General features: G+C 47.1%; 11 protein-coding genes and 1 tRNA gene. 1 reads left to right on the top strand and 11 read right to left on the bottom strand.

The features are described from left to right. Positions 1–39: 39 nt before the first annotated feature. Positions 40–112, top strand: a tRNA-Met gene (locus ONB37_02450). A 563-nt stretch (positions 113–675) separates the two neighbouring features. Here ONB37_02450 and ONB37_02445 read toward each other — a convergent pair. The 11 genes from ONB37_02445 to ONB37_02395 all read right to left on the bottom strand — a co-directional run bounded on the left by ONB37_02445 (position 676) and on the right by ONB37_02395 (position 24,034). After that, positions 676–1,878 carry a hypothetical protein gene (locus tag ONB37_02445; protein MDZ7399004.1) on the bottom strand — a complete coding sequence of 401 codons (1,203 nt, stop codon included), beginning with the start codon at positions 1,876–1,878 and terminating at the stop codon, positions 676–678. Positions 1,879–1,901: 23 nt separating this feature from the next. After that, a complete protein-coding gene (locus ONB37_02440; GenBank protein MDZ7399003.1) occupies positions 1,902–5,036 on the bottom strand; it encodes a hypothetical protein in 3,135 nt (1,044 codons plus the stop codon). An 85-nt stretch (positions 5,037–5,121) separates the two neighbouring features. Continuing rightward, entirely contained in the window at positions 5,122–6,252 is a 1,131-nt protein-coding gene (locus tag ONB37_02435) for an aminotransferase class V-fold PLP-dependent enzyme (protein ID MDZ7399002.1), read from the bottom strand. 88 nt (positions 6,253–6,340) lie between these two features. Further along, positions 6,341–7,285, bottom strand: a complete 945-nt coding sequence (gene meaB / locus ONB37_02430; GenBank protein MDZ7399001.1) for a methylmalonyl Co-A mutase-associated GTPase MeaB — start codon at positions 7,283–7,285, stop codon at positions 6,341–6,343. 289 nt (positions 7,286–7,574) lie between these two features. Beyond that, positions 7,575–10,379: a lamin tail domain-containing protein gene (locus ONB37_02425; protein ID MDZ7399000.1), complete on the bottom strand. Its 2,805-nt coding sequence runs from the start codon at positions 10,377–10,379 to the stop codon at positions 7,575–7,577. A 359-nt stretch (positions 10,380–10,738) separates the two neighbouring features. Then, a complete protein-coding gene (locus ONB37_02420) occupies positions 10,739–12,592 on the bottom strand; it encodes a glycoside hydrolase family 13 protein (GenBank protein MDZ7398999.1) in 1,854 nt (617 codons plus the stop codon). A gap of 208 nt (positions 12,593–12,800) precedes the next feature. After that, positions 12,801–14,414, bottom strand: a complete 1,614-nt coding sequence (locus tag ONB37_02415; protein MDZ7398998.1) for an alpha-amylase family glycosyl hydrolase — start codon at positions 14,412–14,414, stop codon at positions 12,801–12,803. A gap of 115 nt (positions 14,415–14,529) precedes the next feature. Beyond that, entirely contained in the window at positions 14,530–16,968 is a 2,439-nt protein-coding gene (locus ONB37_02410; protein MDZ7398997.1) for a DUF4982 domain-containing protein, read from the bottom strand. Positions 16,969–17,493: 525 nt separating this feature from the next. Next, complete coding sequence (locus ONB37_02405; GenBank protein ID MDZ7398996.1) at positions 17,494–19,797, bottom strand: DUF4982 domain-containing protein; 2,304 nt, start codon at positions 19,795–19,797, stop codon at positions 17,494–17,496. A gap of 9 nt (positions 19,798–19,806) precedes the next feature. Continuing rightward, positions 19,807–22,074, bottom strand: a complete 2,268-nt coding sequence (locus ONB37_02400; GenBank protein ID MDZ7398995.1) for a glycosyl hydrolase 53 family protein — start codon at positions 22,072–22,074, stop codon at positions 19,807–19,809. Between the two features lie 22 nt (positions 22,075–22,096). Then, positions 22,097–24,034, bottom strand: a complete 1,938-nt coding sequence (locus ONB37_02395) for a GDSL-type esterase/lipase family protein (GenBank protein MDZ7398994.1) — start codon at positions 24,032–24,034, stop codon at positions 22,097–22,099. Positions 24,035–24,263 lie beyond the last annotated feature (229 nt).

Below are 24,263 nucleotides of genomic sequence, written 5' to 3'. Positions count from 1 at the left end.
CTCAGGATAAAATTACCATTTTAATATAAAACTATTGATCGCGGGGTGGAGCAGTTGGTAGCTCGTTGGGCTCATAACCCAAAGGCCGTAGGTTCGAATCCTACCCCCGCTACTAAGAGAAAGCCTGGATGAAAAATTCAGGCTTTGTTTTTTTAGTGAGATGTCGGACAAGCTGCATGAAAATGCACGAACGTGCTGGTGCATTCGTTTCAATCTATTTATTTTTTGGGTACAGGCTTTGTGTTGATCTGGCTGCCGTTCAGCTTAGAAATTTGGGCTACTGACTGTTGAAAAAGAGTTATTGCCTGATCCCAATATCTCGGTTATTTAGTTAGAAATTGAATTCTGCCTCAAGCATCATGCTTTATGAATCAATCCAATAGCTTATTTTTCTCCCATGCTCAAATGCACGAGAGTTTAAATCAGAATGAGAGGTTGCTTTCTATCTGAGCCTTTTTCCATTAATCAGAATCAATGCATAGCGATCATCCATGCTGGAGACCTTATTTCGGTAAATCTGACAAAACCATCATCGCCGAATACAGCCCCCCATCAAAATCTTGCTCTAACCGAAGTTGTTCTCCATTATTTATTCATGGAATGGTGATGCTCAGGAACAAGTCTTTGGAGCCCAGGAAGATCTTATTTCGGTTAGCTCAGAAAGTTCATCTCAAATTAATTCGCTAAAATATTCTTTAGCCACATTGTTGCCTTCTCACTCATCTCGGTTTCAAATTTCAGGATGGCTTTTGCACTGGGATTTTTCCGTCGCCAATTTTTCAATTTTTCCTCTGTGATCTTAAAAATAAAGTCCTCTTTTTTAAATAGCTTTTGAAATATTCCCTTTCCATGTTGATCGACCAGTGCCTTTGTGTCCACGAATCTGCTTAGCGAGGTATCAGGATATGCCTTTTGTTCGAGCTGCTGGATCAATCGATTCAGAAGCGCAACCGAATCCCCAGTCATCACGCTAGGCACGAGACCTGCCGCGACCCAGGTTGGAACGGAAATCCCGCAAATCGGCTCTCCGAGAATCACCCACATGGTCGTCAGCAGTGGATTTTCTTTTGGCAGCACTCCGTGAAACACGGCACAAGATGCTGTTCGAAATCGATTGATGGAATGATAGGTTCGGACAAAACCGAACGGTTTGTCATCCTCTTGGCCATTGAAGGGCAATGGGTAGGGATCTATTTTCTCATTAGCCAAATCGCGTGCAATAAATCGCAAAATGGCTTGATGGCTCAGCTTATTTTCTTTGGCAAATTGTTCAAATAACTGATTCGCTCTACGATACCTCACTTGGCCATAGCCTTTGCTGGTATCGACCCCAGTGATAGCAAAATTTGCTCGAACAATGAATCCCAATGGCGCTGTATGAGGATCATTGGCGTCAAATTTTGTGAAACTGTGATTGCCAGTTTCAAATATTATCGCAGCGCCGGTGGCATCGATAACGCCGAAATTGGCTTTGGTTTCTCGACCAGTTTCGTTCGTTTTCAAAAGGAGTTGTTCGAAATCGGCCGCTGTGGCACATTCCATCAATGCTTGCTTCATGAAATAACCTTCAGCATCCAGCGTATCGCCCTCCAAATCCTGAGATTCTGAGTTCATGATGCAAAAACCAGCGGAATTGACGCCCATCCAAACCTGTGTAGAGTCCCCGGCATTAATCACACCGATATAGGAAAATCTCCCATCATTAAAGTACGCCACTGCGTTATCCCGCGAGCTGGTATCCCGATTCTTCCAGAGCAGCGGTCTGCCATCGATCGTCGCTTTCCCAGATATCACAGCAACAGTACATTCCTCTTGACCCCAAAGAAAACACCATTGACCAAAGATCAAAACAACGATCAGCACCACGCTTCTTTTCATTGCAATCTCCGCTTTTGAAAACCTCACTTAACCAGTTCGACATCAAAAAAGCGATTTGGTTCAAAAATGGTCAGATAGCGCTCGTGGCCATCAGCATCCATGATCACGGAAAAGCCGATATTGACCCCGATGGGCTCTCCCGGGGCCAAAGTCAATCCAGTGTAATCATTTTTAGGGATGGTGATATCGATTAGATACTGATCTTCGAGTTTTTTAATTTCGGTGGTCACTGTAAATTGTTTTGCAAGTTCCTTGTCATGAAATGGCCACTGTTTAGGATCAGCGCAATTCACTATCACAAGTTCAGTATCGAGCGAGATAGCATCTTTGGGCTTCAGATAAATCAGATAATTGTCGCGACCGATGAACCAGCCATCGGCATCCGCATCGATCATCAGCTTAATTGGAGCGAGTCGATCCATTTTAAAAGAGAAACAGAGATTGAGCGAATCCCATCGAGCAAAAACTTCGGATTCAATCCGCGGATCTAACAATCGGGCAAAAAGGTTCTGGTTGGTCAGTTTGTTCGGATGATATTTGATCTTCGGCTCAAACGGATATAGCGGATAAGGATCAGTTTTATCGGACAGTCCATCGCGATCAGTGTCTGATGCGATCAGATTAGGCAGCAGGGCTGGTGCTCCATAGGTCTCGCCACACCCCTCGATGATCCAATTGGAAAAATAGATTTCCTCGAGATCAGATACTCCGTCGCCATCGCTGTCTTTACGGTTGGGGCTACTATTGAGGCGTTTTTCATCCATAGGCAATTTCGGATCATCATCGGGGATACCATCCATATCAGTGTCAGCGGTGAATTGAATTTGGCCGAATTTCAGATCATACCAGTTGCTAATCGGCCAATTTTTCAGGATCCAGGCATTGCCATCGAAATGCTCGCCAAAATCGGCAGCGGTGTTGACAGTAGGGGAGAAATGGTTGAACCAATACTCTGGGTAGCCGCTTACCAGAAACAGCTCATCGAGTTGATGATGAAATTCATGAACCATGAGCCAATTATTCCCTGATCCATGATGGGCATGCGTGACCTCCCAATAGGAGAGGCCATATTGACTATTGGCGCCGATGCCAGCCGTGAATCCGCCGCCTTTGCCCCACAGTTCATATCGGGCCTTTTTATCATCATAATCTCTCACACAAGCCAAAAATAATATAGCCACATAATCTTGCACCTTCTTTTCGCTCGTTTCGATGGCACGGACAATCCAATCTTCTCTGGGAGGATACCACCATTGCGAGCCGAAAATCTGATGATGAAACAGCGGCTCATCAATGATGATGAAATCGTTATCGATGAACAGGTTCATGCCAGAGTTCATCCAATAAAAACGGATGCCATCCTCGATCTGGGATCGGATACGATCCAATTCCTCGCGCGGAAGCGGAGGGAGCGGTGGAAGTGATGGCTTCCATCTGGATGTATCTAAGACATTGGTGAAAATGATGGTCGCCATGGGCAAACGCCAATAATGCTTTGTACCAGGCTCGGGTGGTGTAATAAATGCGTACTTTTTTGACATCGCTGTGCTGGGAGGAACTGTTTGAAGTGCCGGGGAGAATTGCAAATGGTAAACAGTCGATGGAGCTAAATGGTCGACGCGAAATTCATGTTTAGTCGCGCTAGAGTTTGAGCCTTTGAACACCAGGCTATCTTTTTTGACCAAGCTCACAGTCGCTTTTTCTGGTCGTTTGTATATGAGACGGATCACAGCCTCACTATTTGAAGGAAAACTGATCTCCGGACTCGGCTCTGTCAGTTCTTTATCCGCAATGATAAACCGACCAGTGCGATAATCCGCAATATAAATTTGCTCATTCTTATCAATACCCAGCCCAAATGGATAAAAGCCATTGATGGATTCAGCAGAGAATTTCTTGATTAGCGTCCCATTTTTATCGAATAGCCGCAGCTCATTTCCCACTGAGATATAGATTTTTTCATCGTGAACCAAGATATCGCGACCCTGCCCACTACCAAACACAAAATCGCGCTGCCATTGTACCTTGCGATTGCTCCATTGGTAGATTTCCACCTGATTCATCCCATTGTTTAAAACATAGATGGTCTGTCCCTCAATTGCCACTGCGGCCGGATGATCGAGTTCTTTCTTCCCGAACTCCGCGAAATATTGGAGATCGGCATCCCATACCTGAACACGATTATTCCCTTCATCCACGATGAAAATAAAGTTTTCAGGATCGACAGCAATGTCAACTGGGAGATTGAGCTGTTGTCGACCGTTACCGAAATAGCCAGCAGAATTTTTCCATTGGCCAGTTTTGGTGAATAGCAATATGCGATGTGTGCCCGCATCGCCAACGACCAGATCGCCGTTGCTTAATTGAGCGATGGAACTGGGACGCTCAAATTGACCCTTTTGGCTGCGAGGGGTTCCTATAGTCCCGATGAATTTCCCATCCCGATCTACCCTTTGAACCAATCCTCGGGCGTTACTGGGTATGATCAGCTCGTTTTTATCCGTGATCAAAAAATGCCTGAGCCAGCTCAATACCACTGCGGGGCGTTTCATGGGAAGCCGTTTGAGCACCACATTATCGAACTCGATGACGCCACCGGAGGATTGGAGCCCGCAATAGCCAGCAGGAAATAGAATCGGTTCATCTCGCGCAATTGGTTGCTCATCGAGCCAGATGCTGTAGCTTTTTTGATCTTGATCGACCCGGAGGGTCAATCGATGCCATTTGGAAAAAACTTGTTCATCGAATCGAGCGCTATGGCTGCATTCGTAGCCAGCCTGCATGAAATGGCCGATCAGCATGGTCTTATTCGATTCAAACCGGCTCATGTGGGAGAAATCTGTGACCTGCTTGTCCTCGGAATGAAAGAAAAACCCAGCGCCGGGCTCCCCTTCTTTGACCCGAAAATCAAAGGCAAGTTCGAACGAGTAATCTATGAAAAGATCGAGCATGGCGCCACAATCGTATTCATGCGTCTTTTGAACCAGACGTCCAGCTTCAATTTGCCAAAGCCCCTTTGAAATGGTCCAAGTCGGAGCACCATCGGATCCATTCTGATAGCTCTCGAAATTGTCCTGAAAAACCGTTGTTGCCTGCTGAGAGAAAATTTCAGGGACTATGGTGAACAAAATGAAGATCAATCCAAAAAACCGTTTCACATTACCTCCCTCAAGTTTGAACTCTAATAATTTAAAAGCCAACCAATTCGGAACCTTCCGAGCTCTCGGGATAATTCACTCAGAATTACTTGACAATCGACTCCAAAATTGAAATGACTTGATTCAGTTCATCGTCTGTATTATAGAAATGAAAAGCAAGTCGAATATGCCCTTCCCTGAGCGAACAAATCACCTTATTGGCCTGAAGATGCTCGAATAATTTCTGGCTGTCCATTTTGGGATGCTTAAATGTCACGATTCCCGCTCGAAGCGCCGCATCCAGTGGAGTCATCACGTGATAGTCCCGTGCCTTCAGAATCGTAATCGCTTGCTCAGTGATATTCAGGATGTTGTTTTCAATCACTTGTGGCGATATTTCATGGATCAGCTTGAGCGATTCCATAAGGCCGATCATCCCGATGAAATTATCATTGACTGGCTGAAATCGCCGGGCATCGGGATAGAGCGGCCGAACTGGGTAGAAGCTGTCCAAATTTTCATAAGCCGCGCCTGCCCAACTGATATGAAATGGGATCAAATCTGGGAGGATCTCATGACGAACGAACAAGATGCCTGTTCCCGCTGGTCCATTCAACCATTTGACACCGCCAGCAGTGAAGAAATCAATACTGGTCGAGTTCAAATGAACCTGAACCGCCCCCAGTCCTTGAATGCCATCAACGATCAGATAGCATTTTTCCTGTCGCTTCAACTGACTGAGCTGCTGCAGATCCAAACGATAGCCAGAAAGAAAATGCACATAATCGACCACAATGGCGCGAGTCCGATCATCGATCTGATGTTGCAATCGTTCATAAAAGTCCGCTCCATTGCTCAACGGGACATACCGCTTTTCCACGCGAGGGAAGCAATAGGCCGCGAGATAAAGACTGGCGGGGAAGGCGTCTTCCTGAACGACCATGTTCTCCCCTTCCTGCCAATCGATCGAATGAAGCGCGATTGCCAAACCGTCGCTGGTGTTTCTCACAAAAGCGATGTCTCTGGGATGGACGTTTAATAAACGAGCTGCTTCTGTACGAAAGTCAGACTGGAGCCCGAGCAGTATTTCCATGCTGGGTTCGCCAACCGAAGCCAGTGCCTCAATGTATTCAGTCATCGCTTCGACCGTGTTTCGAGGGAGCATTCCAGTAGAGGCATGATTCAAATAGATGAGTTCTGGGTTGAATTCAAATAGCGACCGATAATTCTCTGCCACACATCATTCCTTTCGAAGTATTTCCATAACCTAAGAAGAGATTCACGCACCAATCGGGACAAAGAAACTATGAACCGACCGTATGACATCATGCCAATTTTCTAAATTCCTGGATCAGCTCATTGCTCACCGCGTAGGGGGATCGTTGTTTGTTCAGGATTTGTTCGATCAGCGCAGCCAATCGCTTTTGCTGGGATGATTCCCAAAATTTCCGCATGATGCGTTCGTTGACGATCTGCCGGACATAGTTTTCAATGCGACGTTTCCTTTTTTGGATTCGAAGTTGGGTTCGATTTTGAAAGGCCAGATGCTGCTCCAAGCTCTCATGAAGTTGGGAAATCCCTTGCCCACTATTGGCGACTGTCTGAATAATGGGCGGTTTCCACGGCCGAGAATCCTCGCTGAATCCCAAGACGAATTGAATTTCCAGCATCACCCTATCGGCTCCTTCGCGATCCGATTTGTTAATGGCAAAAATATCAGCGATCTCCATCAGGCCAGCTTTCATTGCCTGGATGGAATCTCCAGATTCTGGGACTAAAACCACCACGGTAGAATCTGCAGCTTCGACAACATCCAACTCGGATTGGCCCACTCCCACTGTCTCAAAGATGACAACATCGAAGCCAAAGCCATCCAAAAGATCGGCGACCTCCTGGCTGCGACGTGCTAATCCACCTAAGCTGCCACGACTGGCCATGCTGCGAATGAATACCCCAGGATCAGTGGCCAGGTCGTTCATCCGAATCCGATCGCCCAAAAGCGCCCCACCAGTAAAGGGGCTGGTCGGATCCACAGCGATGATGCCCACTGTTCGATTCTGCTGACGATATTGTTTCGTCAGTTGATCGACAATGGTGCTTTTCCCAGCACCCGGCGGCCCCGTGATGCCAATGCGATACGCTCGTCCAGTTCGATCATAAATTTGATCAAGTATGATAGCTGCCTGTTCGGCTTCATTTTCAATCAAAGAAATCAGTCGAGCCAAGGCGCGCCGATCTCCCGACAAATAGCGTTGAACAATGTCTTCCATCAAATCGTTGATTTCCCAGATTGAGTAAATTTCAGATCAATTTGGTAATTGGATTCATTCAACCGAAGAGCGTTTATTCTTTTCAATCTAATTCAGCGCTCCACCAATTCGAAAAACATTGAAAACTTGAATGGCAATATATGAAAAATTTGGCTTTTTGTCAATGAAAGTTTTGGCTATATGGCAGATAAAAAGCGCATCGAAGACGATCCAATAACAAAGGGAGCAGATCATTCACCGCTCCCTTTGAACAAAATTGACCGGTCGAAGACAGTGGGCGAATAAAAAGCTATTTGAGCAACAACATCTTTCTAACAGCAGAGAATTGGCTGGCTTCGATGCGATAGAAATATACGCCACTTGGCAATTGTTTGCCGGATTCATCCACTCCGGACCAGCAGACTTGGTAGCAACCGGCAGCCTGTTTTTTTTGGATCAATGTCGTTACGCGCTGACCCATCATGTTATGCACTGTCAGCTTTACCATGGTCTCCTTTGGCAATGTATATCGGATTTCGGTCACAAGATTGAACGGATTGGGATAATTTTGTCCCATGCTGAATTCGGTCGGCAAATGAGATAGCGTCGTTTCTTTTACGGTGCTGGGAATCTGCAAATCGAAATTCCAAGCGGAATATCTCATCGGATCGATACTTCCAAATTGGGCATCGATGGTAAAAGTAGGTTCGGAATCATCGATATTTTCGATGTGAATGTTCCCGCATCCGCCCTCGTTATCCCCGCCACCGATGCCGAATTTAAACTCCTGAGCCGACGCGTCGACACCGGCTCGGTACTGAATCTGCATGGTAAAAATGCTATCCCCAGCAACAGCATCGCCGTGAGTGCCGTCATCGAACATCTGATGAGCTAAGTTGTTCATCAAACCAACACCCCAAGTTTCCCAAGCACCAGTTGCAGGGCCATTCATCGCTACTCCCAATTGCAACACTTGATCGGGATCGAATATATCAACAGTTCCCTGCATATCCTTCAAAACTGTGCCAGCTTTAAGCTGGTAGATCGCTGGTCGCACATCGCACAAATAGGACACCAATACATCTCGAGCCAGCAACGAGGTGTTGCGGAACAGCGGCATGCGATGCATCTCGACCTTGCTATCCAATATGTCTTCAATCTGAATGGCGTTCCCGACGATCTTCTCCACAATCCTCTTCTCTGCCTCTCCAGCTTTTCCTCCAGTATACAGGAAGTTGTAATAGATCTCTGGGTACTCCTCCCCATTTTTGATTTTATAGTATTGATAAGCAAGATGGGCACCGACGGTAGTTATGATCGTATCAATCGCCGAATAGCAAGTCGTCGACCCCTGTCGCATCATCATCTTGGAACGAATCTCCGTAGCTGTGCCATAAAATCCACTGCGAACCACCAAGGTATCCCCAAAAGCAAATCCTTTTTTCTCGATGGCATTCTTGAGATCCGCCATGAATGCAACAATCACCACATCGCGATGGATTTTCGTCTGAGGTCGTTTGTTATCGAACCAGAACCAGCAAACGGTGGTATCCACGCCCGACAGCGCTACCTTATTCTGCAAACTCGGATTATAGGCCAGTTTGCTCCAATCCTCATCCAATGGAGCGCCAGCATTATGGACCACTACTTTGAACTCGATCCCAGCACCTGCATATTTTTGGGGGACATGAACTGGTCCGCTGTAAAAATAGTGACCAGGATATTGCTGGCTATCCTTATTAACATGGTCCGATTCCTGGTTCAACAAATAAGTCTTGTTCCAAGAAAGTTCGCCGGTTGGTCCCCAATCGATATTATTAGATCCCCGTACTCCGATCTGCTGGCTGGATGGATCAAAGTCCTCCCAACCTTGGCAATTCACTCGAATCCAAACCACAAAGGTGGAGTCATTAGTCGTATAAGGCCTTTCATATTGTCCTGCCTTATGCTTCCAGCCATTGATGAATTGCAGCGGAAGTGTGGTGTCAGATGATCCAACCACTAATAATCGGTTGCCGGTGCTTGTGGCGAGATCGCCCTCCCAGCCCTGATCTTCCCATTCCACTCCGGGGAAAACGGTGTCATGGGAATTGGTGAAGAATTTGAACTGGACCGACTCCCCTTGCTTGAACTCCACAGTTGCCTTCCAATAATCCCCTCCGATATTTTGCATGAAAATTGGTGAAGCACTATTCCAGGTCAAGGGTCCCCCGACACCGCGAATTTGAACCACAGAATTCGGTCCGATGGTATCCGGCACAGTAGCCGTATTGGCAAGAAAAGTTACTTTAGCTCTATTGCCAATGGCCGAGCGGGGCGTGGGATCAGCCTCAATAAAAGCGATCGCTAAATTTTCGCTGGTCTCGTCGTGCCCAGTAATGCCGTTACCTCCGATAAATTTTTCTCCCACCTCAGCGATAGGTTTTCGCTGCAAAGATTTGCCATCTCGATGCAAGCGACTTGAGTTCAGCGATTTGAGCAAGATTTGATTGGCGAAGGGGGTATCGGGCAAATATTCGGAAGGATTGGTATCAGGATCAGGGCCATCTTTTTTTACCCCAGTTTTATCCACCGCCTCATCGGTATCGCCCCACACCAGATAATCCACATCCTTTACCAGATCGGAAATCCCATCCCAATAGAACAGCACCATAACCTCACTGGCATCAGTGAAACCAGTATTGCTGGCGATGTAGTTATTCCCGGGCGCAACCATATCGGGAACGGTATCCGACTGTGGGATCAATTCAAAATCTGGCTCGATCCCATAAAGCTGATGAAAATCTTTCCCTTTCACGGCCACGACAATGAACTGGCCATGTTCAATTTTAGAACCATCTGGAAATTTTGCCAAGAAATCATAGGATGCGGGGGTATAGCTTTTATCAACAATATTCACGTAGTCATTGTCGCCCTTATTAGGACAATCGGTCAGGTAATATTTCGATAGATCCACCGTAACCCCAGTGCCATTGTAGATCTCTACGAATTCCCCGTTCAGCGGCGAATTGGGCCGATTGGCGATCTCTGTGATCAATAAATGATCCTGAGCAAGCGACCTGGCAATCATCCCCAGCAATACGATCAAGGTCGCTGGTATCAACGATTTGTTCATACCGCGCCTCCTCTTGATGGGTTCATGTTTCTCTGTTACATCGGTGAGCGAGAATGGAGCATATCTTTAAGCTGCAGTCACCTCCATTTCAGCAGTTATGTTGCATAACGTTGAAAAAACCTACATTATCATGCCGTCCGAGAGTCAGCGGACAAGAATAACATCGTTTCTTTAACTCCCGCTTTTTGTGATAGAAGCTAATTAGTTCTTGTTGGAAAATTATCAAAACATGATAAATTGTCATGCCTGCGCATGCAGGCATCTCACTTTTTAGTTGACTTAAGCATCAGTTAAAAAAGAGATTCCTGCATTCGCAGGAATGACATCATTTCATTCGATCTCGATTTTTGCAACAAGAACTAATTCGCCAAACGTGTCTCGATGCCTGGCAAAAGGATTATTCCCGAGAAGCGATCGATTTTCAGCTCGATTTTTCCGTCGACGGCCATAAATGAATTTGCGGTCAGCGCATCAATCCAATATCGGCTATCCACATTTAAGGTTAGCGTTTGGGCACGATCAGAATTGTTAATCACGATCAATGCTGAGGCATTGAGATAATTCCGCTCAAAACAAAAAAGAGAACGGTCATTATCAATCAGGACACCTCTAAAGCTCCCTACCATTAACGCTGGATGATCTTTTCTGATTTTAATGATTGACCTGTAGAAATCGAACAGCTCCCGATCGAACAAAACCTTATCCGCTGGCCGAGGCTTGCCAAATGGATGGCTAACTTCGTCTTCATAATTCAGCTCGGGCCAAACCATAGGCTTGCGGCAATCTGGATCATCCCCTCCCCACATGCCGGCTTCATCGCCATAATAGATCATCGGCGCGCCTGGCAACGTCATTTGGATCACCACGACCAACCGCAATTTCGCCCATTCTGACTGATTCGGCTTGCGCACATCATAATTAGGATTATCCTTCGGTGCTGCCCAATGATCGTACCATCGATCAGGATTTACAATCTGAGAAGCCAAACGATCCACATCATGGCTGTCTATCAGGTTCTGACAGACCAGACTGTGATCCCATCCGTAATCCGAAAAGATGGTCTGCAATGAATCCAGAAACGCCCGCGCTGAAATCTGGTGTTTCTGATCGATAATAAACTGTTTGATCGCCTGAGCCACCCGATAGTTCATCACCCCATCAAAAGCATCTCCCTGAAGCCAAGATTTGGCGTTCATCATCTTGTTTTTCCCCCAATCTTCCCACCAAATTTCTCCTGTAATATACGCCTCAGGGTTGATGGACTTCACCCAGTCCCGAAAATCTCGCCAGAATGCGATACTCACTTTTTCAGCCACATCCAAACGCCAGCCATCGATGCCATCCGAGGGATCACCATCGCCATTGGGATCCATCCAGCGCTTCACAATAGCATGAATGTGCTCCCGCGGCCCAGTCACCAATCCATTCTGATCTTCCCGGAACTCCGGCAGATCTTTCACCCCATACCAGCCTTCGTAATCGAACTCATTCTCTGGCGTGTTCGGATCATCCCAGCATTTGATGGTAAACCAATCTTTGTAGCGCGACGCTTGCTGATTTTTCATCACGTCCTGAAACGCCCAAAATGTCAGTCCCACATGATTGAACACGCCGTCCAAGATGACTTTGATGCCGCGCTCGTGGCACTGCTGGATGAGCTTCAAAAATAAACTATCCGCCGTGGTCCATTGCCAGGTGGAAGGATCTGCTGGATGTTCGTGCACCCAAATTTGGCGGTCCATTTCAGGATCAGGACCGAAATTATTGTCGATGTGATGATACATCGTTGCATCATATTTGTGCAACGACGGCGACTCGAACAGCGGATTAAAATAAATGGCGTTAATTCCCAACTCTTGAAGATAATCTAGCCGATCAAGCACGCCCTGCAAATCGCCACCATAGCGGCGCAGGCCAGCGCACCAGTAAAAATCCTTCTGATACGCTTTCTCCCACGGCTGCAATTGGTACCAGTCCGAGGTCCAGGGATGAATTTGCCACTGTTCTGGCTGAAAATGGGGCCAGCCGCCGGCCAGATCGGTTATTTTTGGATCATTGTTTTTGTCACCATTCCAGAAGCGCTCTGGGAATATCTGGTACCAAATGGCTTGTTTCGCCCAGGAGGGAACGACTGGAATTGTCGCTTTTTTCGGAGAGGTGCAATTCAAAATGATTAATGCCATAATAAGACACAGATTTGATATTTTTTTCATGAGCCTTACCCTTACTTTTTGATATCGCTATTTGCCCAACTGATAGAGGAAGCCAGCGGATTTTTCATGATTATCGCATCCCTTGCCACTTTTATGACGGAGCAAAGCAAGCAAAGTATACTGGTTCCGCAGGAGATTTTTAAAGCGAATGCTTGAATTTCCTCATCCGTTGGTTTCATCAATCCGTTGGGGACGATTCGGAACCAAGCTATTTGATCTGCCATACCTGGATTTCGAATTTATCCAACGACACCCGAATTTTTTGTGGATCAATCTGCAAAGTTTTTTGAGGAGAAGCTTGTAACAGCTCTGTTGCTTCTGCCAGATCTATCTTCATCGGAAATTGGGACAAATCGAGGCTGACAGAATCACTTTTATCACTCAAATTCATCAGCACCAAAATTGCCTGGGCCTCATCCCAGCGCAGGAAGGATAAAACATCGTCATTTTGATCCTCCAAGAATTCTAGGCTTCCAGTTTGGAGCGCGCTGTTGCCGCGCCGCAAACGGATCAACTGCCGATAGCAACTCCAGAGCGAAGTCGGATCTGATTGCTGCTCCTCCAAGGAAATGCCGTCATTATCCTTCAATTCCGATTGATCCCACCAGGGGCCAGTACTTTTGTACCAGAGTGCCATGCCTGGGCCATCAACCGTTCGATACCATTCAAACGCTTCCCGTACTGGGATGTCATTGCCATCGGTCGAGCCAAATTGTCCCAGGCTGTTCGCTCCAGTCATCCCGATCTCCTGCCCGTAATAAATGATCGGCACCCCTTTCAACAGCAGATTCAATGCGGCACATACTTTTAATTTGGACAAATTGCGATCCAGAACTGAAGCGATGCGAGGCATATCATGATTCTCAATGAAGATGAATTGATGCTTGCCCATCGGCGTGATCTGAAAGGTTTTCAACCATTGCTGTTGAACCTTTTTCGAATTAAATTTACGGATCGCCTGGCTGAGCGGAAAAGCGAACACGGCATCCAAATCCGCTTTGGCGAAATATTCTCCCCCATAGCCCCATTCCGCTTGCTCTCCGATGATGATGATGTCCGGATTGATCGCCCGCAATTCTGCAAATAACGGCTTCCAAAAATTGGACAATAGACCAGTCAATTTGCCCTTCCAATCCAGATCGTCCATAATATGATCGATCCGAAAACCGTCGATGCCGTCTTCAAAATTGCCATCGCGATTGGGATCGACCCAATATTTGAATAACTGATAGTGATAATTCCGCACGCTGTCATGATACAAGTTCGTTGTTGCGACCTTAATGATTTTTCCATCATAGGACTTCAGCTCAGTGAGGTTATAGATGATCGATTCTGGATCGGTATTATTGGCGTCATTGTAAAGGATATGGTTGCTATATGGCGAGGCGGGATTCTGATAAGAATCTTTATACCACAGATGATCTTCGGTCACATAATGGATCTCCATATCCATGATTAATTTCATTCCGCGGCGATGCATTTCCTTTAGCAGGCCGAAATAATCCTCTTTGGTGCCGAACTCTGGATCGATCTCCTCAAAATCAATTGGGAAATAGTTGTGATAAAAATCGGAATGATAGAGCGGAGTGATCAAAACCGAAGTGATGCCCAGTTCCTGGAGATAATCTAATTTTTCTTCCAGCCCTTTGAGGTCCCCATGTCCATCGCCATTGCTATCGTAGAAGCTACGGAGAAAGATGTGATAAAACACTTGAGATTCTGGGGAGTTTGATTTTACCACTTGTGCGATAGTTATATGGTTGAGACAATCAAGGATCACAATGAACGCAATAATTGAAATAATCTTGAAGATAAATTTCATTATTGTTCCTTTTTAGTCTTTTTTTTGAGAGACTGATTCCATCGCTCGGAGCGATGGAATCAGCTTTATCTGCCCTTGCGAAAGCGCAAACTCTTCGCAAGGGCATCAGTCGAACTCATTGAGATAAAAGATCGGCTTTGGCTTGCTTCAGGCCATCGCTAATGGCGCTGATTCTAATTTTTCCCTTTTTATCCTTTTCCGTGCGAATGATCAGCATGGCTTTGCCATTGAACAACCGACATCGATCGGCCACGAACGGTTCCAGCGATTGCGGATTGCCGTTGCCCACCCCAGCGATGGTCGCCGGTCCTTCGACGACAAAGCGGACCAAATTATCTGCTTTGGGACAAAGAATCTGATTTTGATCGTAGGCTTCAACCAGGAGATAACATAAATCATCCCCGCTTGCTGCAATGGCCGAGCGATCTGGAGTTAATTTTAAATAGGCCGGCTTTCCAGCGGTTCGTACGACCGCCTCGCCAATCTTCTGACCCTCTTTGTATGCCACAGCCTTTAACTCGCCCGGTTCATAAATCACTCGCTGCCATATCAACCGATAGCGTTCCGCGGCCACATCGGATCTGGGATTTTTCATCTTCATCCCCAACGATTTGCCATTCAAGAACAGTTCGGCAGCATCGCCATTGGTGTAGACAAATACTGGGATCGCCTTTCCCTCGCTTCCCTCCCAGTTCCAATGCGGCAAAATATGAACTGTTGGCTTCTCTGGTGCCCAGTAGCTGCGGTACAAATAATAGCGGTCTTTTGGAATGCCACAGAGATCGACAATGCCGAAATAAGAATTGCGCGAAACCTGTAACTGAGTGATCTTACCCTCCCTTGCCCGCCAATCATCGTATGGCGTCGGCTCACCCAGGTAATCGAACCCCGTCCACACAAATTCGCCGCAAATATAGCGATCTTGTTCCTGCCACATGAAATTGTCGTCCGGTAGATCCGCCCACCAGGGCGCATTCAGGTCATACGAGCTGACCTGTCTGGAATCCGTGAAATCAGTTTTGTGGATTGGCAGCGGCAGTTCATAAAAACCTCGGGTGCTGACGGTTGACCCAGACTCGCTGATGATCACCGGCTTGCTCGGATCGGCATTCCGCGCTGGTAGATAGCGCCGGCCGTAATTCCAGCTATGGACATCGTAATAATCGAAATGGCGCAGATGAACCGTGTTCGGCATGTCGCACGCCATGGTCACCGGGCGCGTGGGGTCGTACTTTCGGACATAGCTGACCATGGCCTGCAATTTCCGCAAGCCACCATTGATATTGGGCTGGACATCGCGCATCTCGTTGCCCACGCTCCAGATGATCACTGAGGGATGATTGCGATCCCGAAGGACAAAATTTCGAATATTGCGCTCTCCGAACTCATAAAAATCGGTCTCTGGCAAAATATCGGCTTTCTCATCATATTTATCGAACGCCTCATTGAACACCAAAAATCCCATGCGATCGCACAGTTCAAGTAATTCTGGTGCGCAGACATTATGGCTGGTACGGATGGCATTGCAGCCCATCTCGCGCATGATCTCCAATTGCCGTTCCATCGCTCGGGGATAAAACGCCGCGCCCAACGGTCCATGATCGTGATGCAGATTGACGCCCTTCAATTGGACGCGCCGGCCGTTCAGATGAAAGCCGTCATCAGCCGTGAACTTGAACGTCCGAATCCCAAAATGGGTGATCGTAGAATCGCAAATTTGATTATCCCGCATCACGATGGTTTTCGCAGCATACAAAACTGGGGTCTGGATATCCCAGCGCCGCGGCCGAATCAGCGTGAACCATTGTTCAAACTCTTCACTTCGGCCAGCAGCGATGCTTTTATTCTCCACCCGTGTGCTGAGAGCCTTTCCTGTCGGATTCAGGATCGCCGTCTCGATCGTCACGTTTCGATCCTGTTGGCCAAAATTATTGACCGTGGTCACCACTCGGACATCTGCCCATGTCTCTCGAACATCTGGCGTGCTGACCCAGGTGCCCCAGATGCCCACATGCACTGGATCAACTATGATCATCTGGATTTTGCGATAGATGCCCGCCCCGGGATACCAGCGACTGCCATGCTTTCGCGTGTCCACATAAACCGCAATGACGTTTTCCCCTTTGAAGTCGACCAGATCGGATACATCCAGATAAAAGGAATTGTAGCCATAATCCCATTGCCCGGCCAGTTGTCCGTTGACGTAAATTTTCGGCTGGGCCATGATGCCATCAAATAGAAAATAAACGCGCTTGCCAGCATCGGCTGGATTCAGCCGGAACTTTTTTCGATACCAGGCTTCTCCGCGCCAGGGCAGCTTGCCGGTCTCCCCATCGCCCAGCGAATCCACCGGGCCGTATATGGCCCAATCATGCGGCAGGTGAATTTTCTGCCAGTTAGCATCATCAAACTCGGCAAATTGGGCATTGGGGGGATTGCCTTTGCTGAACTTCCAATCGCGGTTGAAGTTGATGACCTGTCGAGCCTGGCTTGTTTTCAAGGAGAGAAAAAGCAGGGGTAGAATCAAAACAAGCTTCATCAATTTTGGCTTCATTCCTCCGACTCCTTTAAGATTGAACGTCTATATTTGATTTAGCCTTTGAATTAATACAGACATCTGCCAAATCCGAAAACCCGTCATTCCGAACCGCCATTTGGCGGTGAGGAATCTGGTTGATTAATTGATTTCGTGACAAATAAAGATTCCTCACTCCTCCGTCCCCCAGTCGGCCATAGGCGTCAACTTAAGCGAATACATGGTGAGACGCTGTCATTCTGAGGATCCGCCAATTAACGGAGACGAAGAATCTCTTCAATAAACCCACCCAATTTCGTTAAATTAAGAGATTCTTCGCTCCCTGCGGTCGCTCAGAATGACTTCGTACTCTTAAGTTGACGCCAATTGCCAGTCGGCGGACGGATCCGTTCGGGATGACACGAAAATTTCAATTTTGCAGCAGCCTATTAAAAAATTTTCATCCGTTGGGTTGTTTCAATCCGTTGGAATAAATAAGATTTCGCCCCACGGAATGATGAAGCCAACAGATTTGGTTCTTACAAACAACAGAATCCTATGCTCTCATTGAGAAAGAATCGTTTTCTCTGCGCCAATCAAATTCGGATGACGTGCGCGCACGATGATCTGCCCGGGTTGTTCCCCTACCCGAATCAACGCTGCGGCTACGCCCGCTTCTGCCTGAACCCGATTCGGACTGACCAATCGAGCTGCCCCGGCAACTTCAAACTCGATCCAATCGGAAAAAGTGGGGACTGTTGTCCCATTTTGATCGACCACATGCGCATAAACAAAGAACATGTCTTCACCATCAGCCTTGGGCTGATGGCAAATTTCAAATTTTAGATCTATCGATTTTGGCGCCTCTGGCGTTCGCCGGGTATGCTGGGCCATTGGCTTCCCAGCCAGAAAACCGATCACTTGCAATTCGCCCGGCTGCCACGGGATTTCTTTGAATGTAAATGGCGGATGGAGCAGGTGATCCGAAATGGAATTTTGATCTGGCGTTTGAGTGGCGATCCGTTCGCCGTTCAGCAGCAGTTGCACGCTATCGCAATTGCTGAACACGGTCACATCTCGCGGCGAATTTTCGGTCCAATAATTGGCGATGAAAACCATGGGACCGGAATCAATCCCCTCGACCTTCAAACGCGGATTGCGCTGGCTCTGGTAGAAATAATAAGAAAACTTGGGCAGCCGAAAATAATCGATCACGCCCGAGGGATAGGTCTGGAAATCGATACCCACCCATAGCCCATCGCCGCAGAGGAACGGGAGCGCACGATTGGCATTGAGCGATTCCTGGTGATTTCGCGCCTGGACCAGCATGGCGAGTTCGCCATCCATCCGATCCACATCGCTGGTGCTATTGCCCTCGCCATAGTCCCAATGGCCATATTCGCTGATCACCAGGGGTTTGTTTCCCGAATAAGCTCTGGCCCCATGCTGCGTGGCACGGATGAACACATCGTAAATATCATCGTGCTTCCACCCCGAGACGAAGCATTGGTCCCCGGGGAACTCCTCATGTCCGATCTCCACCGCCCTTCGGGCAAAGCTGGAATCGAACTCGGTCTCATTGAGCGATAGCTCCCATAAAATCACCGAAGGATGATTGCGATCGCGTCGGATCAAATCGCGCATGTCCTGAAACGAGTGCTCCCGGAATCTTTGTCCGCCGATGAACTGAAAACCGGGAATGCAGGCCATCACCAGCAAGCCGAGTTCATCGCAAGCATCGAGAAACGAGGGGTCCTGCAAATTGTGCGATAGCCGCACATATTGAAATCCCGCCTCTTTCAGATGAATAGCATCCCGACGTTGGGCAGAGTTGGGAAACGCCCAGGCCACATAGGGATAATCTTGGACCCGATTGGTGCCCATGAAAACCAATCGCTCTCCATTGATTGAAAAGCCAGCCGTTGGGCTAAAATCGATGCGCCGAATGCCGATGCGGGTCGTTTGACGATCGACCCGTTTGCCTCCATCATAAACTTCGGAGACGAGGGTGTAGAGATAAGGATGATCCGGATGCCACAGCCTTGGATGCTTAATTTTAATAACCTGAACAAAGGTACGATCCTCTTTCCCATTGAATCGATGCGTGGTTTCGGCCACTCCAAAATTTTGGTTGTTCGAATCTTGAATCACGGATCGAAGCCGGCATGTTTTTCGCGATGGGTGTTCATTCAAAATATGGGTTTGAATTCGCACCTCTGCCATTGAATCGGTAATCGAAGGATAGGTCACAAAAATGCCGCCGCCAGCAATCTGATTGGCATAAATGGGGTCGGTAATGTGAAGCCGATCGGTGATGATCAGATGGACATCGCGATATAGCCCGCCATAGCTGATCCAGTTGCCATAGGTCGGAATGTCCGGGTCCCGATGATTATCCACCCTGACGCAAATTAGATTTTCAGCATCGCCAAATCTCAAATGCTCCGTCATATCGACGAGAAACGGGGTAAAAGAGCCAGTGTGTCGGATCAATTTTGTGCCGTTAAGCCATACTTCTGCGGTCTGATCCGCCCCTTCGAAGGATAGGAAAATTTTTTTGTTGGAATATTGAGGCGGAAGCTTAAACTTTTTTCGGTACCAATTTATCCCATGGTTATCTGGGATTGGCCAAGGGTGGCGCAGCGGAGTGATCCTTGGCGCATGAGGCAAATGGACCTGCTCCCAATCATCATCCTGAAATGAGATTTTGATCACCTCCTCCGTGGGCAAATCGCCCCGATAAAAGGACCAGTTAGGATTGAAATTGAGCTGCTGCCGAGCTTGAGCAGTGACATCGTTCCAACCGCTATTGAACAAGAAAATCATCACGATCAAAATTACGAAAATGACGCCTTCGTTCCTTGCCATCGTTTCTCCCTATTTGACTAATGCTAATTTCATCACCTCGATTTTTCCAGCCGCGATCAGGCGACAAAAATATACACCAGCGACAACTGATCGCCCATTCTGATCTGTTCCATCCCAGGTGACCTGATAATTCCCAGCATGCTGCCGCAACTGGACGAGCGTGCAGATCAGCTTTCCGTTTATATCATAAATTTGCAGCGCCACGTCGCTTGCGATTGGCAGACTATAGGCAATCATGGTCATGGAATTGAATGGATTGGGATAGTTCTGGTGCAAAATAAAGCGCTTCGGAATATCTCGATGAATCGTTTCTGCTCTTGTCAGAGGATCGAGCTCGTCGAAATAGACCCAATGCAATGTGGTATCTTGTTTTTGCTCGATCAGCGTTGCTGTGTAAACGAATTCTCTGTTCGGCACGTTTGCCTCCCAGCCATTGAACGGATCGTTTTCGATGTAAAATTTGTACATCAAAGTTTGACCAGGCTGAACCGCCGAGCGTGGGACGTAGCAGGCACCCGACCAAAACGCCCCATTTGAAATGCTGTAAGGTTCGCGCTGCAAAACAATTTTGGTGCTATCCCAACTCAAAGCGCCGGCCGAGGTTCCTGGATCGCCCCTCACTCCCACTGGCCCATGGATCATTGGGTCAAAACGGCCAGCTTTCATTGCGCCGGCCATATTGACTCTGAAGTAAAGCAGAATCGAATCGTGTTTGGCAACGAGAGGAGACCAATACTGCAACCGGCTCTCGCTGGATGAATTGTAGTATTGTACAGCCAAGACCGTATCATGGGAACCAGCTTGGAAAATGCGGGTGTTCTCGCTCGCGCCGGGATATGGGATGATCGGCCCTTCCCAGCCGAGTCGTAGGTAAGTCGCTTTGCTGCGGGTGTAGCCAGTCCAAATTTTATAGGCAAGCTTATCGCCCGGGTACATCTGAAAACTCACCTGCCAATAGTCCCCGCCCATATTTTGCATGATCAGATCGGAGCTGGCATCCCAGGCAACTTTTTTTCCATCAGGCAAATTCAAATATGAGATGCCCTGAACTTCGCCCCGAAGTTGTACAAAATGATGGGGCATGAGCGTATCCCAATGCGTTGCGGTATTCACGATCATCGTTACATTGATCGGGGCTAACGTATCTGGCTCTTCCAGAAAGACATCCATCGACTTCAACACATTGCCATAAAAATCGAACAGCGCATTATTCTCCCAATTGGATGGAAATGTCGGTGTCGAAATATATTCAGGCGCCCAATAGAACAAGCCCTTCCCTCTCCCATCTTTCGTTTGCCGAACGATATTCATCAAATCGCGGATAAACAAAGCCTGACCTTCCACTGAGGCGGGATAGCCAGCATGGAGTTGGCTTTGGCTTCCCACGATGTTATTTTGATTATCGAACCATTGCAACGTCCAGGGATAGGCGTATTCAGCGATGATAATATCCTTTTTATAGCGACTTGCCAGATCGTTCAAATTGCTTTTCACCTGACCTAATGTGCCGTGCCACCATGGATAGAAAGAAAGTCCGATAACATCGAAATTCACTCCATTGGCGACGAGATTGTCGAAGAACCAGCGACAGGTGCTGTTATTTGCAGCATTGGCAATATGGATCATGATTTTGATAGAATCGCCCCAGGCACCGCTTTCGCGGACACCGCGGATTGCCTCTTTCAAAAGCGATGCGAAATTTGGCCAATTCGTATCAAAATTGCCACCAACGCGACCATCGTTCCACAGCATCCCAGCATTAATTTCATTCCCAAGCTGAACCATATCTGGAGGCACCCCGTGCAGTGCTAAAATTTGGATCACTTTTCGGGTGTATTGATAAATGCTATCCTTCAAAGCTGCAAAAGAAAGATTCTCCCAAGCCTTGGGCTTGCGCTGATGCCCAGGATCTGCCCAGGTATCGGAGTAATGAAAATCGATCAGGAGTTTCAGCCCTTGCGTTTTGATTCGGCTGGCCATGTAAAGGATCTTTTCAAGATTATTGTAATTTTCATTCGGAGAGTGCCATAACCTCAGTCTGCTGTAATTAATGCCATGATCCCCAAAAATTCCGATCGGGTCTTTGGGCATGCCTCCCTCTTTGTAAACGCCCCCATTATCCTCAATCTGAGGAATAAAGGAAATATCGGCGCCTTTAATAAAGGCAAATTGATCCGATTTGATCTGCCTTTCAATGCTGCTTTGAATACCAGCAATTCCTCCAGTCGAGGCAAAAATGCTGACATATACCACAAGCCAACGTATCCTATTTTTCATGTGCGCTTTTCCTAACGATCAATCACTTTTTCATCACGCGATCTAATTGTTCTTTGAGATTGTAAGGATCCTTGAAATCTGGGGCAATTTGATACAATTCATTCAACAATTTCTTTGACTGTTGGTATCGACCCTTCAATGCGTAAACCCCGCTCAAGGTGTAAAGCAGTTGCGGATCGCTGGAATTTTCTTGAAATGCCTTTTCCAAATAATGGAGCGCCTGGTCAATCTCATTGAAATTCACTAAGATTTGACCGATCCATTTATTGGCAAAAAAAGTTTCTCCTAACGTCAACGATTTTCTCAGCAAGATGAGAGCCGATCGAAAATTTGCCCCATTGATCAGCATCTCCGCAGCTTTCAAGTAAGGGGAAAGGTTCAACGGCGTCAGGCAGATCAATGCTCGGTACTCCGCATATGCCAGGTCGTATCTACCGGCTGTTTCATAAGACATAGCCAGATCCACATGAGCGTGCTCCAAAGAATAATCGCCTCTCGACCAGACTTTTACTGCGAGCGACTCCGCTTTTGAAGTTGGCACATAATCCAGCATCTCATAACTGAGAGCCGATTTTGGTTTGAAGGGCCAACCGGCCTGCAATATTTTGATCCGAAGATTGCCGTACAGGCTATCCAGCGCCGTCAGCCCCCAGTTCTGGCGGTAATAAGAAGCTGGCGAAATTTTATAATCCAGCCAATAAGGAGCAATCATCCGATGTTGACGCATTGTCTCGAAAAAAGCATCGGCCATTCGAAAATAGCCATCGATATTCGGATGAAGATGTTCCAGGAATAAGTTGTTTCCCATAATTCCCTGAGGCGAAGCGGCTTCGAAATAAGATTTCATTGGAACCACCACGGCCTCGAATTCCTGGGCAACTTGGCGAATAATGTCATTGAACTCTTCTGGCGCACGAAAGCGCAGCGCGTCCAGATCTTTTGCCAAATAATATTTCAATTTTGCCTCTTCAAAGCGCCCTTGCTCTTCCAGTGCTTTGGCCTCCTGATAGACCTGATCCGCAGCAGGAAAATTTTTCGCAGCTACTGAGACAAAGGGCCGTTGATCCCGAATATTGCTGACCAATTCGCTGATCAGCACTGGCACTTTTGCCTGTTTCGCTTTTTTCAAGATGTCGCGAAGGTTTTCCCGGTACTGCTTTTTTCCCGCTTCATAGAGGGCGCTCTGATACGGTATCGTTTGTTCTGCAACAAGTCGCTCCATCAGCGTCGCCGAAGGATTGATTGCATTCTCTTTTTTTGATATGCTAGAAATCCCGTTCCTCACCTGCCAGATAGCGCTTCTCAATAATTGAACTGTCTTCAAGCGTTTTAGTTTTAAATAGATTCTAATCAGTGGCCGAAATCTACCCAACGTTTCGGTCGATCCCACACCCAATGCGCCATAGAATTCATTATGCCCCGCATAAATCAAAATCGCATCCGGCTTTTTTTCTAAAATTTCATCCATGAAGTCTAACACTGCAAAGGAATTGATGGCCGCCATAGCCGTGTTGATCACTTCAATATGCTTCTCAGGAAAAGCGTCGGAGAGCCGCTGATGAAGAATTCTGGAAAACATCAAATTGTTTCCGAACGGATATCCGGCAGCCGTTGAGCCCCCCATCACGAAAATTCGAAAGCCGTTTTCTGGTTTATTTATCAGGAACAAATCGTTGGGAGGAGTGGGAACATTTTTTTGCTTGGCAAAAAAACGGCGCGCGACATTTGGATTTACTTTAAAATATTTCGAATAGTCTCCAGAGGCGGGAATGAACAGATCGGCGTTGTGCCCATAACTTACGACTCTTAAACCAAACTCTAAGATTAGAAATGTGAGTATTGGGATCAATAGCATAATGGCAGTAAATAAAAGCCGGCTATTGGGATCAGTAACCACCATCGATGAGTGAGGTTTTTTATGTCCTTCTTTTCGAAGATTTTTAGAGAATTTTTTTTTCATAGAAGATCAGGATTTAAACGCGCGTGGAATGATCGGATTTTTTGATTTAGATTGAATATAGTTCGATAATGTCTGCAGCCATGGCAAGACCATTCAATTTCTTTGCGCTGTTATGGCCCGATCGGCCTTGGCTTGTAACTTTTCGACAGCCGCTGAAATGAGCCAATTGAGAAATGTTGCATGAAACATCCACTATCGCTATAAATGAATCAGACAGTTGGCAGAAATG

Source organism: candidate division KSB1 bacterium, from assembly GCA_034506395.1.
Lineage (GTDB): Bacteria > Zhuqueibacterota > Zhuqueibacteria > Thermofontimicrobiales > Thermofontimicrobiaceae > Thermofontimicrobium.
This window is presented reverse-complemented; position numbering and strand designations above follow the sequence as displayed.

Bases quoted from the DNA above. Each gene is read 5' to 3' on its own strand.
- ONB37_02410 (MDZ7398997.1), bottom strand. From the start codon at position 16,968: ATGAAGCCAAAATTGATGAAGCTTGTTTTGATTCTACCCCTGCTTTTT.
- meaB (MDZ7399001.1), bottom strand. From the start codon at position 7,285: ATGGAAGACATTGTTCAACGCTATTTGTCGGGAGATCGGCGCGCCTTG.
- ONB37_02425 (MDZ7399000.1), bottom strand. From the start codon at position 10,379: ATGAACAAATCGTTGATACCAGCGACCTTGATCGTATTGCTGGGGATG.
- ONB37_02405 (MDZ7398996.1), bottom strand. From the start codon at position 19,797: ATGGCAAGGAACGAAGGCGTCATTTTCGTAATTTTGATCGTGATGATT.
- ONB37_02400 (MDZ7398995.1), bottom strand. From the start codon at position 22,074: ATGAAAAATAGGATACGTTGGCTTGTGGTATATGTCAGCATTTTTGCC.
- ONB37_02420 (MDZ7398999.1), bottom strand. From the start codon at position 12,592: ATGAAAAAAATATCAAATCTGTGTCTTATTATGGCATTAATCATTTTG.
- ONB37_02445 (MDZ7399004.1), bottom strand. From the start codon at position 1,878: ATGAAAAGAAGCGTGGTGCTGATCGTTGTTTTGATCTTTGGTCAATGG.
- ONB37_02395 (MDZ7398994.1), bottom strand. From the start codon at position 24,034: ATGAAAAAAAAATTCTCTAAAAATCTTCGAAAAGAAGGACATAAAAAA.
- ONB37_02415 (MDZ7398998.1), bottom strand. From the start codon at position 14,414: ATGAAATTTATCTTCAAGATTATTTCAATTATTGCGTTCATTGTGATC.